11 protein-coding genes and 1 tRNA gene are annotated in these 14,139 nt (G+C 70.1%); 4 read left to right on the top strand and 8 right to left on the bottom strand.

Annotated features, from left to right (window positions below):
- The first annotated feature begins 118 nt into the window (after positions 1–118).
- A complete protein-coding gene (locus tag MUN74_RS15610) occupies positions 119–1,345 on the top strand; it encodes an aminotransferase class I/II-fold pyridoxal phosphate-dependent enzyme (RefSeq protein ID WP_244853421.1) in 1,227 nt (408 codons plus the stop codon).
- A 13-nt stretch (positions 1,346–1,358) separates the two neighbouring features.
- Here MUN74_RS15610 and MUN74_RS15605 read toward each other — a convergent pair whose 3' ends face one another.
- Positions 1,359–2,216 carry a carbon-nitrogen hydrolase family protein gene (locus tag MUN74_RS15605; RefSeq protein ID WP_244853420.1) on the bottom strand — a complete coding sequence of 286 codons (858 nt, stop codon included), beginning with the start codon at positions 2,214–2,216 and terminating at the stop codon, positions 1,359–1,361.
- Between the two features lie 57 nt (positions 2,217–2,273).
- Complete coding sequence (locus tag MUN74_RS15600) at positions 2,274–2,804, bottom strand: ClbS/DfsB family four-helix bundle protein (RefSeq protein WP_244853419.1); 531 nt, start codon at positions 2,802–2,804, stop codon at positions 2,274–2,276.
- Between the two features lie 234 nt (positions 2,805–3,038).
- On the opposite strand from MUN74_RS15600, the gene MUN74_RS15595 reads away from it, so the two are divergent.
- A complete protein-coding gene (locus MUN74_RS15595; RefSeq protein WP_244853418.1) occupies positions 3,039–5,183 on the top strand; it encodes a M6 family metallopeptidase in 2,145 nt (714 codons plus the stop codon).
- A 75-nt stretch (positions 5,184–5,258) separates the two neighbouring features.
- On the opposite strand, the gene MUN74_RS15590 is transcribed toward MUN74_RS15595, so the two are convergent.
- The 3 genes from MUN74_RS15590 to MUN74_RS15580 are packed head-to-tail and all read right to left on the bottom strand — an operon-like array spanning position 5,259 to position 7,149.
- Positions 5,259–5,945 carry a DUF3618 domain-containing protein gene (locus MUN74_RS15590; RefSeq protein ID WP_370647310.1) on the bottom strand — a complete coding sequence of 229 codons (687 nt, stop codon included), beginning with the start codon at positions 5,943–5,945 and terminating at the stop codon, positions 5,259–5,261.
- Positions 5,942–6,379, bottom strand: coding sequence for a phage holin family protein (locus MUN74_RS15585; protein WP_244853417.1), 438 nt, complete (start codon positions 6,377–6,379; stop codon positions 5,942–5,944). The genes MUN74_RS15590 and MUN74_RS15585 overlap by 4 nt, the downstream gene beginning before the upstream one ends.
- Entirely contained in the window at positions 6,379–7,149 is a 771-nt protein-coding gene (locus MUN74_RS15580) for a hypothetical protein (RefSeq protein ID WP_244853416.1), read from the bottom strand. The genes MUN74_RS15585 and MUN74_RS15580 overlap by 1 nt, the downstream gene beginning before the upstream one ends.
- Positions 7,150–7,466: 317 nt before the next feature.
- Here MUN74_RS15580 and MUN74_RS15575 point away from each other — a divergent pair, with 317 nt between their 5' ends.
- Positions 7,467–8,510 (top strand): CorA family divalent cation transporter, encoded by a 1,044-nt coding sequence (locus MUN74_RS15575; protein WP_244853415.1) that lies wholly within the window; start codon positions 7,467–7,469, stop codon positions 8,508–8,510.
- 71 nt (positions 8,511–8,581) lie between these two features.
- Here the strand turns inward: MUN74_RS15575 and MUN74_RS15570 are convergent.
- Positions 8,582–8,655, bottom strand: a tRNA-Met gene (locus MUN74_RS15570).
- Between the two features lie 255 nt (positions 8,656–8,910).
- Here MUN74_RS15570 and MUN74_RS15565 point away from each other — a divergent pair.
- On the top strand, positions 8,911–10,263 hold the full coding sequence (locus MUN74_RS15565) for a glycoside hydrolase family 18 protein (RefSeq protein ID WP_244853414.1): 1,353 nt from the start codon (positions 8,911–8,913) through the stop codon (positions 10,261–10,263).
- 62 nt (positions 10,264–10,325) lie between these two features.
- Here the strand turns inward: MUN74_RS15565 and MUN74_RS15560 are convergent, their stop codons facing one another.
- Together MUN74_RS15560 and MUN74_RS15555 are read right to left on the bottom strand one after the other, a co-directional pair.
- Positions 10,326–11,186: a class I SAM-dependent methyltransferase gene (locus tag MUN74_RS15560; RefSeq protein WP_244853413.1), complete on the bottom strand. Its 861-nt coding sequence runs from the start codon at positions 11,184–11,186 to the stop codon at positions 10,326–10,328.
- Positions 11,187–11,188: 2 nt separating this feature from the next.
- Positions 11,189–14,137: a UPF0182 family membrane protein gene (locus MUN74_RS15555; protein ID WP_370647309.1), complete on the bottom strand. Its 2,949-nt coding sequence runs from the start codon at positions 14,135–14,137 to the stop codon at positions 11,189–11,191.
- Between the last annotated feature and the right edge of the window lie 2 nt (positions 14,138–14,139).

The raw sequence follows: 14,139 nt of genomic DNA, 5'->3' as shown, positions 1-14,139 counted from the left end.
GGGATTGGCGGAATCTATGACTCGGCTATCAGCGAGCAGTGATTCATCCGAACGACCCCGATCGGGTCGAGGGGCCCGGCGCCAGCGTAGCGGCCCGACCCTCGCGTACGGTGTGAAGATGAGCGACTTCTCCCCCGCGGCGGGCCTCAGCCCGTGGCAGCGCACGGCAGCCGGCGCGGGCCTGCTCGGTGCCGACGGCGCGATCGCCGCGACGATCTTCGCCGAGATGAGCGCCCTCGCCGCCCGCACCGGTGCGATCAACCTGGGCCAGGGGTTCCCCGACGAGGACGGCCCGGCCGAGGTGCTCGAGGCGGCCCGCTCCGCGATCGCCGACGGGGTCAACCAGTACCCGCCCGGCATCGGCCTGCCGGTGCTGCGCGAAGCCGTCGCACGCCATCAGGCGCATTGGTACGGCATCGAGCTCGATGCGGCGTCCGAGGTGCTCGTGACCGCGGGCGCGACCGAGGCGCTCGCGGCGTCGATCCTCGCGTTCGTCGACGCCGGCGATGACGTCGTCACCTTCGAGCCGTACTACGACGCCTACGCCGCGCTCATCGCCCGGGCGGGCGGCGTGCACCGCACGGTGCCGCTCGCCTGGTCGGCTGAAGCGTCGGGCGCCGTCTGGCAGCCAGATCTCGAGGCGCTCGGGCGGGCGGTCACCGACCGCACCCGCATGATCATCGTGAACTCGCCCCACAACCCGACTGGCGCGGTGCTCGACGACGAGGTGCTCGTCGAGATCGTGCGGCTCGCCGAACGGCACGACGCGCTCATCGTGACCGACGAGGTGTACGAGCACCTCGTGTTCGACGGGGCGCACCGGCCGATCGCGACGCTGCCCGGCGCGCGCGAGCGCACCATCACGATCTCGTCGGGCGGCAAGACCTTCTCGACGACCGGCTGGAAGATCGGCTGGCTCACCGCACCCGCGCACCTCGTGGCCGCGGTGCTCGCGGTCAAGCAGTTCCTGACCTATGTGAACGGCGCGCCCTTCCAGCCGGCGATCGCCGCGGGGCTCGACCTGCCCGACGCGTTCTTCGCCGAGGCCGCAGCGACGCTCGCCGGCAAGCGCGAGGTGCTCGCCGCCGGCCTCGAGGCGGCGGGCTTCGCGGTCGCCCGCCCGCAGGCGGGCTATTTCATCGTCGCGGATGCCTCGCCGCTCGGCTTCTCCGACGGCGCCGAACTGTGCCGGCGCCTGCCCGAGCTGGCCGGCGTCGTGGGGGTTCCGGTCACGGCGTTCGTGCACCCCGAGCGCCACGACGCGTACCGCAGCCTCGTGCGCTTCGCCTTCTGCAAGCGCATGCCCGTGCTCGAGGAGGCCTCCACCCGGCTCGCCGCACTCTGATCGCGAGCCCGCGTCAGCGGGGCACGACCGCGTAGCGCCGCAGCGCGAGCGCCGGGTTGGTGCGCCGCACGTCGGCGAGCCGCTCGCGAGAGACCCACGCGACGGCGACGCCAGACTGCTCGCCGAGCGTCGCGAGCTCGACGCCCATCGGGTCGACGACGAGGCTGCGACCGACCGCGACGGGCGGAGCCTGGTCGGCGGCGGCGAGGTACACGGTGTTCTCGATCGCACGCGCGAGCGCGAGGGTGCGCCAGTGGTGCTCCTTGAGCGGCCCCCGCACCCACTCGGCCGGCACGAGCACGAGATCGGCGCCGGCGTCGACGATCGTGCGGGTCACCTCGGGGAATCGCAGGTCGTAGCACGTCTGCATGCCCACGGGCACGCCGTCGACCGTGAAGATCTCGGGGGCGTCCAGGCCGCCGGCGACGACCCGGTCGGACTCCTTCATGCCGAACGCGTCGTAGAGGTGCTGCTTGCGGTACCTGGCGACGAGCCGGCCGTCGTCGTCGACGGCCACGAGCGTGTTCGAGAACCGGACGGCGTCGTCGGTCTGCTCGAGCATGCCGGCGACGAGGTGCACACCGAGATCGCCGGCGAGCGCTCCGAGCGCGCGCACGAAGGCGCCATCGAGCGGCTCGGCGGCGTCGGCCATCTCCTGGCCGAGCTCGGGGGTGAAGAACATCGAGTACTCGGGGAGGACGACGAGTCGCGCACCGCGTTCCACCGCCGTACGCGCGAGGCGTTCGATCGTCTCGAGGTTCGCCGCGACATCCGAGACGGGTGCGAACTGCGCGACCGCGACGCCCAGATCGCCGCCGGATGCCCCGTTGCCGTCCCACTCCTGCACCGTGCCGACCTCGCCGTCCGTCATGCCTCCAGCGTAGGCCGACCCGATCGGCGCCGCCGACCCTTCAGTCGAATCGCCGGCTCAGTCGAATCGCGCGGCGATCGCCTGCACCGCCCACGCGTAGTGGCCGCCGAGGCACTCGTGGGCAGGCCCCGCGAGCGTCCCGCCGAGCCAGTCGAACCGGTCGGCGTCGAAGAGCACGTCGTCGCCGAGGGCCGACACCCGACCGAGCGCGGTCGCGTGACTCGCCTGCAGGCGCGCGAACGCCCGTGACGCCTGACGCACGCGGTACTTCTCGCGGAGCGCCAGGTTGAGCGCGTCGAGCCGGCCCCAGTCGTAGCCCTCCGCGGGGTACGCGGGCGTGCGGCCGGCCTCGATCGCGTCGAGCCAGCCGATCAGCAGTTCGTGCCAGGCGTGCAGGTGGTTGAGCACGTCCTGCAGGTCGCGGTCGCGGGGGGCTCCGGCGACTCCGGATGCGGCGGGCGCGGTCGCGGCGACCGGGAACGGCCGGTCGCGCACCTTCGCCGGGATGACGTCGATGACGTCCTCGAGTGTGCGGAATCCGCGCATGGCGGCCGCCTGGAGGGCGACGGCAGTCTCGGGTGTCGTCATGCGCCCATCGTAGGGCGAGCGGGCCGGCCCTCCGCCCCGCCGCCCGGCGGCGCCGCGCGGCTTCTCTCGCATCCCCTCCCCGAGCGCAAGCCCCTTCCGCGCGGATCTCCGGCGTGTTCCACTGTCCGGGTTCAGACGGAGCCCGCGACGATGCGGCCTCCGAACCGATCGGTCCCGCGCGACGAAGGGCAGACCGCCAGGACTCGGCGGGTCCATGAGAGATGGGACACCGCCGTGCTTCGAGCACCAACCAGAGCGGTCGGCGCCGCCACGAGCATCGCCGTCGCCGCCGCGGCCTTCGTCGCGGCATCCGCCATGCCGGCCCAGGCCGACGACCACCTGAACCTGCCGGGTGAACCGACGATCACGCTGCCGATCAACGACAGCGAGGCCGGCGGCACCTACGAGCAGGACTTCACGAGGGTGTATGCGGGCACGACGCCCGACGCGACCCCCGTGTACATCTACGTACCCGCCGGCACGCCGCTCGACGGCAGCGCCCCGACCGGCGTCGCCAGCCTCGACCCGGCGTTCGATCCCACCCCCGACGACGAGTTCGTGCCGTGCGCCGACGCGGACGTCGCCGACTACACGCTCACGCAGGCGCAGATCGACTACATGGGCTCCGAGCTCTCGAACCAGATCGTCGCCGTCGACGAGGAGCACTTCGGGCCGATGGACGCGGCCGACCCCGCCGAGCCCGCGAGCGACTCGCTCGTCATGATCGTCTACAACGTGCAGGACGCGCAGTACTACGACTGCGCGGAGACGACGTACACGGCCGGCTACTTCGCGCCCGAGTTCATCGAATCGTCGGGCATGAACGCGATCGTCGTCGACGCGTACGACTGGGCGAACCGCGTCGGTCCCGCCGACTCCGAGTGGAACGACGACGACCCCGACAACGACCAGCCGACCTTGTACGAGGGGGTGATCGCGCACGAGCTCGAGCACCTGCTGCACAACTACAGCGACCCCGGCGAGCTGTCGTGGGTCGACGAGGGGCTCGCCGACTTCGCGGTGTTCCTCAACGGATACGACGTCGGCGGCTCGCATCTCACCTATCACCAGGTGTTCTACGCCGAGACATCGCTCACGCGATGGGGCGGCGGTCTCGAGAACTACGGCGCCTCGTACACGTTCTTCCAGTACCTCTGGGAGCAGGCCGGCGGCAACGGCGACGGCACCTACGAACCCGATCTCGCGTACGACGGCGCCGGAGGCGACCTGCTGATCAAGCGGATCTTCGAGAACCCCGCGGACGGCATGGAGGGCGTGCAGGCTGCGATCGACGCGTTCAACGACGAGACCGGCGCCGACCTCCGCAGCGCGAAGGAGCTGTACCAGGACTGGGCCGTCGCGGTGTACCTCGACGACGAGGCATCCGATCGCTTCGACATCAAGGCGGTCGACTTCGGCGACCCGGCGTTCACCAGCTGGACGTTCGACGTCGCGGACGACCAGTTCTGGGGCGGCCGGGGCTCGAACCAGGGCGCCCAGCCCGAGGCCAAGTGGCTCCGCCGGGCGAACCCGTCGAGCGACGTCGCGCTGCCCTACGGCATCCAGGTCGAACGGTTCCGCAACCCCGGGCCGACCGTCACGGTCGCGCTCGACGGCGAGGACACCACGCGGATCGCGCCGCACACGGGCGAGACGCACTGGTACGGCGGGTACGAGAGCCAGTCCGAGAACGTGCTCGACGTCGACGTCACCGGTACGGCGACCTCGCTCGACTTCTGGACCTGGCACTTCATCGAGGAGGGCTGGGACTACGGTTTCGTCGAGGCGCTCGTCGGCGGCGAGTGGGTCACCGTTCCGCTCGTCGACGATTCGGGCGCGGTCGTGACGAGCGACGACGACCCGCACGGCAACAACCCGACGGGCAACGGCCTCACGGGGACGTCGGGCGGCGAGTACTTCGTCGACGACCCCGTGTACGTGCACTACACGGCGCAACTGCCGGCCGGCACGACCGATGTGCAGTTCCGGTACTCGACCGACGCGGCCTACCTCGACACGGGCTGGTTCGTCGACGACGTGCAGGTGAACGGCGCGGCCGCGACCCTCTCCTCGGATGAGGGCGAGTGGTTCGAGACGACGGGACTCCAGGACGACAACTGGACGTTGCAGATCGTCTCGACCTGCGACCTCACGCCGGGCGTCGACTCGTCGTTCGAGATCACGGACGGCGCGGGCAACTACGTCTACCGTCTCGAGGGCGATGCGATCTCGCAGGCCGGCTTCGTGACGAAGTGCGCGAGCGGCAACCACCGCGACTTCGCGACGCTCGTCTCGAACCTGCCGTCGGGCGATCTGACGTACCTCGACGCCGGGTACACGCTGACCGTGACCAACACGGGCAACCGCAAGAACGGCTGACCGTCGACGGCCGTCGGCACGACGAGAGGCCCGGGATCATCACGATCCCGGGCCTCCCGTCGCGCGAGGGGTCGATCACGGATCGAACGGCTCGGGCGGCATGGTGGCCGCGCCGGACGACGACGGCCGCTGCGCCGGTGCGACACCCGGGGTCGTGACCGGCGCCGCCGTCACGGGGTCGGACGACGTGTCCGCCGAGGTGTGCCGCTCCGCGGTGTGCTTCGCCTCGCTGCCCACCTCGGCCGCGGCCGTCTCACCCTCCTGACGGACGGTCTCGACCGCCTCGGCGGCGCGTTCCTTGACGGCGTCCACGGCATCCTTCGCGGGCTCGCGAAGATGATCGGCCGCCTCGGCCGCGATCTCCTTCACCTCGTCGACGAGCGGCGCCGCGGCATCCTTCGCCTGGTCGGCGACCTGGCGCTCGACCTTGGAGGCCGGTACCAGCGACGCGACGAGCCAGCCGATGCCGAAGGCGATCAGGCCGACCGCGATCGGGTTGCCGCGCGTGCCCGACGCGACCATCCGCGGTGCGTCGGCGACCGCATCGCCCACATGCTCGGCGGCGTCATGGGCGGCGTCGCCCGCATCCGAGGCGACACCCATCACGCGGTCCTTGACCGACGTCATCGCGCGACGCATACGCCGCGACTGGCGCTCCGCGATCTTCGACGGCGTCACCTTGTCGGCGAGCGCGTCGACGTCCTGTCCGAGCTCCGAGCGGGTCCGCTCGATGTCTGCACGGATCTCATCGGGGTTGCTCATCGGTTCTCCTCATTCCTCTTCAGGGTCTCCGGGATCTCCTTCACGGTCTCGACCGTGCGTGGGATCCCGTCGATCTCCTCGATCTGCTTCTTGCCCGTCAGGGCGAGCACCAGGGCGACGACGCCCCAGAGCACGGCCACGACCACGGCCGACCATGCGTTGCCGATGAGGTAGCCGAGGCCCCACCAGAGCGCGACGGACAGGAAGGTCAGCGCGAGCATTCCGGCCGCCCCTGCGCCGCCGAGGAGTCCTGCGCCACGCCCCGCCCGCTTGGCCGACTCGCGGAGCTCGGCCTTCGCCAGTTCGACCTCTTGACGCATGAGCGTCGAGATGTCGCGCGAGACCTCCGCGAGGAGGTCACCGAGCGAGCTCGCCTCGGCCTGGCGTTCGGACGGGGTCGGCGGCGTCTCATGGGCATGACGTGCGTCAGCCATCAGACACCTCCGCTCCCCGGGGCGCCGTGCGGAGCGCCGCCCTCGAGACCTGCTCGGGTGCCGGTCGCGGTGACCCCGATGGACCCGGTCGCCCGGGCGGACCCGGTCGCCCCGGTGCCGACGGTCGTCGCCGTGGGCGGCGGGACCTCGCGGAGCGGCGGGGCCTCCGGCGCCGTGGCGCCGCGGTTCGCGTCGGTTCCGGTCGGGAGGCGTCCGCCTCCCGATGCGGGGCGGTCCGGCGGCGATGCCATCGCACGGGTGAGCCGCCCGGCGAGGATGCCGGCGCCGACCGCGATCGCGATGAAGACGCCTGGGCGACGTCGCGCGTAGCCCTTCACCTCTTCGAGCACCGAACGCGGATCGCGCTGCTCGAGCCACCGGGCCGCGGCGTCGGCGCGCCGGCCTGCGCCGCGCACGAGGTCTGCGGCGTAGCCCGAACGGGTCGAGCCGTCCGCCATCTCCGAGAACTCGGCGCCCGCGGAGTGCAGGCCCTCGGCGAGTCGGGCCTGCTGAGCGGTCGCCTGGCCGTTCAGCTCGTCGCCGACCTGGCCGAGGAGCCGACGGGCCTGGTCCTTGGTCTCCGAGGCGACCGACCGGGACTCGTCCTTCGCGACGTCGACGACGTGCCGGCCGGCGTCTGCGGCGTCGGATGCGAGCGCGGATGCCTCCTCGCCGAGGCCGCCCTCCCGCGTCTGCGCGGGGGTCGAGCCGGCCGCGGCGCGGTCACCGGCACCACCGCCTCGGGTGTTCGACAGAGAACTGCTGTTCATCGTCTGCCTTCTTCCTGCATCGTGCCGACGGGCTCGATGCCGCCGTGGAGCCGCGGCAGCCCATCGGTCGGGTGAGATCACGGTACGTACGCGCGCAGGCCGGATGAAGCCCTTGCGATCGCAGAAGACGGCGCGTATAACCACGCGCCCGGCCGCGAGCAGGGTGAGTGGGCGAGTGCCCGCGTCAGGCCGCGGTGGCGCTGCCATGCCCTGCGGAACCCCGAACCGCAACCCCGTTCCCCCGTGCGGGCACGCGTGCTGAACTGGTGCGGACTCGACGACGTCGGTGCCCGAACCGGCGCCGGAGGAGGATCACGATGACCGACACCCGCCGCAACGAAGCGAGAACCGACCCCGGCTCGAACGGATCGCTGCCGTCCTCGCTGGGTGCATTCCTGGTGACGCCCGAGATCGAGCCGCTCGACGGCGTCGACGGCGATGGCCTCCGGCGTACCATCGCGACCGCGAGACGACGGCGCGCGTTCCTCTGGCTGTCGCTGCTCGATCCCGACGATGAGACGATCCGTGCGGTGCAAGCCGTGCTCGGCATCCATCCGGCGGCCGCCGCGGACGTCGTCTCGGGCCGCCAGCAGCCCAAGATCCAGAAGTTCGAGGAGCACCTGTTCGTACTGCTGTGGGCCGTCGTGCACCGTCAGGACGGGGAGCTCGCGCTGGGGCAGACCTTCTTGTACATCGGCGACAGCTGGCTGCTCACCGTGCAGCGCAGCGTCGACGGCGAGGCGACCGATCTTCGAGACCTCCTCGACCGCACCCCGCCGAACCGCCGCGACGAGACGATGAAGGCCGCGTACCTCATCATGGCCGACCTCGTCGACGGCTACGCGAAGGCCGCCGCCGACGTCGAGACCGATCTGGAAGAGCTCGAGGAACAGGTCTTCTCCGATCGAACCACGGAGGACCACCGCCGCATCTACGAGATCCGCAAGGACATCGGCCGCATCGACCGCGCCGTCTCGAGCATCGAGGCGGCGCTCCGCGAGAGCACACGTCACCTCGAGTCGACGAAGATCGGCCGCGAGGAGGTCTCCCCCTACCTCCACGACCTTCTCGACGACGCCGCCGGCACGACCGCGCTGATCAACAATCAGGGCCGGGGGCTCGATGCCCTGCTCTCGAGCCACGAGAACAACGTCGCGGCCCGGCAGAACAAGGACATGCGCACGATCTCCGCGTTCGCCGCGCTGCTCGCCCTCCCGACCCTGATCGCCGGGGTCTACGGGATGAACTTCAAGAACATCCCGCTCGTGCAGTGGCAGTACGGATGGGTCGCGATCGGAGCTGCGATCGTCGTCGTCGACGTCGTCATCTACCTGATGTTCAAACGTCGTCACTGGCTGTGAACCGCGGCGCCGCTTCGGCGCTCCGGAAAAGCAGAAGGCCCGGAATCTTGCGATTCCGGGCCTTCTCCTCGTTGCGGGGGCAGGATTTGAACCTACGACCTCTGGGTTATGAGCCCAGCGAGCTACCGAGCTGCTCCACCCCGCGGCACAAGAGATAACACTAGCACGGGAAATCGCACTCGTCCAATCGACGGCCGCCCGCGGCATCCGGATCGAACGAGGTGTGCAGCATCTGCACGCCTGCTCGATTCCGTTGGAGGTCTCCACAGCGACGGGCGGGCTTCGGGGGCGACATCCGCGAACCTTTGTGAAGAGTCTTAACTTACGGTCGTGGCCTTGGTAGCGTCTCGGCAACCGCCGCGCCCGCGGCGGCCGGCAGACCACGATCGATGAGGATTCCATGTCACCACGCCCCTTGCTGCGCGGCGCGACCATCGCCGCCGCGACCACCGCGCTCATCGCCGCCTCGGCGGCCGCCCCAGCCGTCGCGAAGGGCCACTCGCAGCCCGAAGGCCCGAGCGACATCAACGGCTATCGCAGCGTCGGCTACCTGATGGCCGACTCCCCCGTCACGCGCGACTTCCAGATCGAGGACCTGCTCGCCACGGGTGCCATCGAGGACGTGACGCACATCAACTACGCCTTCGGCAACGTCACGGCGAACCTCACCTGCGAGATCACGGATGCTCCGGGCGAGGGCGACGCCTACAACGACTACCTGCGACTCGTGTCGCCGCAGGACTCGGTCGACGGCAAGCGCGACCACAAGAACAAGCACCAGCGCCTCGCCGGCAACTTCAACCAGCTGAAGAAGCTCAAGGCCGTGAGCCCCGACACGAAGGTGCTCATCTCGCTCGGCGGGTGGACCTGGTCGGACAACTTCTCGGCCGCCGCCGCGACGGCCGAGAGTCGCGAGAAGCTCGTCTCGTCGTGCATCGACATCTACCTCAAGGGCGATCTGCCGAAGGTCGGCGACCTCGGCGGGCCGGGCGCCGCAGCCGGGGTGTTCGACGGCATCGACGTCGACTGGGAGTGGCCCGTGAACGGCGGCGAGACCGCGAACGCCTCCCCCGCCGACCGCGAGAACTTCCTCGCGCTCATGGAGGAGTTCCGCCGCCAGCTCGACGCGTACGGCGCCGAGACCGGCGAGGACTACCTGCTCACCGCGTTCGCCCCCGCCGGAGGCTGGAACACGAACGCGGGCGGCTGGACCGACCCGCGCCTGTTCGACGTCGTCGACTGGCTCAACGTGCAGGGCTACGACTACGCGGGCGGCTGGACGGGCAACACCGGCCACCAGGGCAACCTGCACCCCGACGGCTCGAACAACTGGGGCCTCGCGCTCGACAACGCGGTCGGCCTCTACACGGCGGCCGGGGCCCGTCCCGACCAGCTCAACATCGGCATCCCCGCCTACGGCCAGGGCTGGACGGGCGTGACCGTCGGCGACCGCGCGGTCTGGACGCCCGACCCCGCCGTCACCTCGCTCGGCACGAAGCCCTATTACGAGATCCGCTCGATCGGTGAGGGCCACTACGACCCGGCGATCGGCGCCTCCTGGCGCTACGACGCCGCGACCGGCCAGTGGTGGAGCCTCGACGACCCGAAGTCGGTGCAGCAGAAAGCCGAGTGGCTCGCCCAGCAGGGCTACGGCGGCGCGATGTGGTGGGACCTCTCGGGCGACTACCGCAACGAGCTCGGCGGCGCACTCGGCGACACGCTGCGCGCGGCCGACGAAGGACCTCTCGGCTGACCTCGCCGTGAACGACGGATGCCTCGGAGTCACGTGACTCCGAGGCATCCGCGTCGTACGTGCTATGCTGGTGGGTTGCGCGCGACGATCTCGTACGACAGCGGCAGCCAGCGCTCGGCCGGCCAGCCGTACATGCCTTCGCCCTGGTCGACGGTCGCCGGGTAGATCCGCCACGGCACCTGGTAGCGCTCGTCGAACGACTCGACCTCGAGCCCCGCGCCGCGCAGGGCCCCGAGCACCTCGCCGAGCGGGTGCACCCACTCCCAGTTGCGTGCGTTCTCGAGCGTCGCCTCGGGGTCGGCGTAGTCGCTCGCGTCGTCGAGCACGTCGGGCCGCCCGTCGTTGTCGTAGGCGTACCTGATCGACGGAAGCCCGCCGGGCCCGTCGTCGCCGTCGAGCACCATCGCGGCCGGATGCCCCTCGGCGAAGTACAGCCGGCCGCCGGGCTTCAGGAACCAGGCCACGATGCGCGCCCACTCGGCGACGTCGGGCAGCCAGTTGATGGTCCCCCAGGTGACGAACACGAGGTCGAACGACTCGGGCTCGGGCAGCATGTGCCGTGCGTCGTAGACGTTCGACTCGATGAACCGCGCGCGGTCGGCCACGCCGAGCTCGGCGGCCATGCGCCTCGCCTCGGCGACCGCGGCCGGCGAGAAGTCGATGCCGACGACGCTCGCGCCCCGGTTCACGAGCGAGAGCGAGTCGGAGCCGAAGTGGCACTGCAGGTGCAGCACGCGCACGCCGTCGAGCCCCTCGGGGAACAGCCGGTCGATGCCCGCCGAGGCGATCGGGTCGAGCACTCCACCGCCGGCGCGCAACGGCGCCTGGTCGTAGAAGTCGCTCGCGAGGTGCACGCCGACGCGCTCGTCCCAGTTGGCCCGGTTGTCGTCGAGCCACTCGCCGTCGCGCAGGTCGAACGACACGATCAGTTGCCCGAGTCGCTGCTCGAACCGTCGCCCGTCGAGCCGGTCTGCTCGGCGTCCGACAGCGCGATCATCTTCGAGATGATGTCGGCGAGCTGCGCATCGGCCTCGCCGTAGCCGGCCCAGTCGCCCTCGGCGAGCGCGGTCTGCTTGTTCTTCAGCGCCTGCTTGGCCTGGTTGAGCAGGGCCTGCATCTCGTCGCTCGGGGTCGTCGGCGTCGTCGGCGAGCCGCCGTTGTCGCCGTCACCTGCGCCCGTACCCGGTTCGACGTTCTCGTCGCCCGTCGTCGCGCCCGAGTCGCCGCCGAACAGCACGTTCAGCGCCTGGTCGAGCGTGTCCTGGAACGCGATCTGGTCGCCGAACGCGACGAGCACCTTCTGGAGCAGCGGGTAGCTCGTGTTGCCCGTCGACTTGACGTAGACCGGCTGCACGTAGAGCAGGCCGCCACCGACCGGCACCGTGAGCAGGTTGCCGTTGATGACGTCGGACTGGCCCTGCTTCAGCAGGTTGAGCGACTGCGAGACGCTCGGGTCGGAGTTGAACTTCGCCTGCACCTGGCCGGGGCCGGGCACGTTGTCGTCCTCGGGCAGGGTGAGCAGCCTGAGCTTGCCGTAGCTCGTCGACCGCTTGCCGGCCTCGTCGCCCGCGTCGGAGTCGACGGCGAGGTAGCCGCGCAGCAGGTTGCGGCTCTGGTCGCCGCGGGCCTCGGGGATGAAGGTCGAGTAGAGCGAGTACGCCGGAGCGTCCTGGCCGGGCACCTGCATCGTCAGGTAGTACGGCGGCTGCAGCAACGCCGTGTTGGAACCGGCGGTCGGCTCCTTCGGCGTGGTCCATGCGTCTTCCTGCGAGTAGAACGGGTTCGCCTGGGTGACGTGGTAGCGGCCGAGGATGGCGCGCTGCACCTTGAACAGGTCGGAGGGGTAGCGCACGTGGCTCATGAGCTCGCTCGACATCTTGCTCATCGGCTTGACCGTCGACGGGAAGACCTTCTGCCAGGTCTTCAGCACCGGGTCCTGGTCGTCCCACGCGTACAGCGTGACGGTGCCGTCGTACGCGTCGACCGTGGCCTTCACGGAGTTGCGGATGTAGTTGATCTCGTCGAACGCGAGCGACGGGGTGAGCCCCTCGCTGTCGGCGATCGCCTCCGACATGCTGACCTTGTTCGAATAGGGGTACTGGTCGCTCAGGGTGTACCCGTCGACGACCCACACGATGCGACCGTCGACGACGGTCGGATAGGTGTCGGAGTCGAGCGTGAGGTACGGCGCGACCTTCTGCACCCGCTGGATCGGGTCGCGGTCGTAGAGGATCTGCGAGTCGGTCGTGACCTCGTCGGAGAGGAAGATCTGCTCGGATTGGAACTTGAGCGCGTACACGAGCTTCGTGAACACGTTGTCGAGCTTCGGCCCGCCATCGCCCTTGAACGTCGTCTGCGTCTGCTCCTCGTTCTCGCCGCCGGCCGGGTAGTCGAGCTCGATCGGGTCACTGTCCTTCGGGCCGCCGACGATCGAGTACTGCGGCGAGCTCTCGCCGAAGTAGACGCGGGGCTCGAAGTCGCCGAGCGACCCCGTCTGCGGGATGCCCGACTGCAGGAACACCGGCTGGCCGTCGACCGAGCGCTGGTTGCCCGCCGCGGCCACCATGCCGTAGCCGTGCGTGTACACGAGGTGCGTGTTGTACCAGGATGCGGCCTCGCCGAGGCCCGCGAGCTCGAGGTCGCGAACGGCGACGACCGTGTCCTGCGTCTTGCCGTCGAGCTCGTAGCGGTCGACGTCGAGCTGCTTCGGGAACTGGTAGTACTGGCGGAACTGCTCGAGCTGCGCGAAGGCCGGCGAGATCACGAGCGGGTCCATCAGGCGGATGTTCGCGGTCGTCTCGGCGTCGGAGCGCAGTGCACCGGGCTCGGCGTCGGTCTTCGCCTGGTACGGGATCTCCTCGACGTCGGCGACGTCGTAGGCGTCGCGGGTGAGGTCGATGTTGCGCTGGATGTACGGCGCCTCGAGCGACTTCGCGCTCGGGTCGACCTGGAACCGCTGCACGACCCACGGGTAGAGCGTGCCGATGATGAGGCTCGTGACGATGAGCAGCGCGGTGCCGATGAGCGGCAGCCGCCACCGGCCGATGACGGCGGTGATGAAGAAGAGGATCGCGACGACGACGGAGATGCCGGCGAGGATGCCGCGACCCGGGATCACCGCGTTGACGTCGGTGTAGGCGGCGCCCGTGATGAGCGAGCCCGACTCGGTGACGGTGGCGTACTGGTCGAGCCAGATGCTGATGCCCTGCAGCAGCAGGTAGACACCGGCCGTGACGGCGATCTGGATGCGCGCCGACTTCGAGATGACGACCTCGCGGCCGGACACCCGGATGGCACCGTAGAGGTAGTTCGTCGCGATGACGAGCAGCACCGAGAGCAGCACGACCGCCGACGCGAAGCCGACGACGCTGCGGTAGAACGGCAGCTCGAAGACGTAGAAGCCGATGTCGAGCCCGAACTGCGGGTCGGTCTGGCCGAACGGCGTGCGGTTGAGCCACGCGAGCGTGACCTCCCAGCGGCTCGACGCCGAGACGCCGGCGAATACACCGAGCACGACGGGGATGCCGTACATCGCGAGCCGGCGGAGCGGCTCGAACACCTCTTGATAGCGGTCGAGCTGCGAGTTGAGCTTCGCGTAGACCGGACGGGTGCGGTACGCGATCTGGATCGATCCCCACACGGGCAGCGCCATCGCGAGGAAGCCGATCAGGAACAGCGAGACGCGCGCGACCCACTCGGTCGTGAGCACGGAGAGGAACCCGAGCTGCTGGTACCAGAGCACGTCGGCGTAGAGGCCGGTGAACACGAAGAACGCGATGACGAGCGCGACCACCACGCCGATCGTGATCACGATCGGCGCACGACGGCGCGGGATCCTCGGTTCTTGCGGCTGTGCTGACACTCTCGGCCTCATGT

Origin of the sequence: Agromyces sp. H17E-10, assembly GCF_022919715.1 — a bacterium.
Taxonomy (GTDB): Bacteria; Actinomycetota; Actinomycetes; order Actinomycetales; family Microbacteriaceae; genus Agromyces.
Note: the sequence above shows the minus strand (reverse complement) of the source record. Positions and strands in the feature narration are given on the sequence as shown.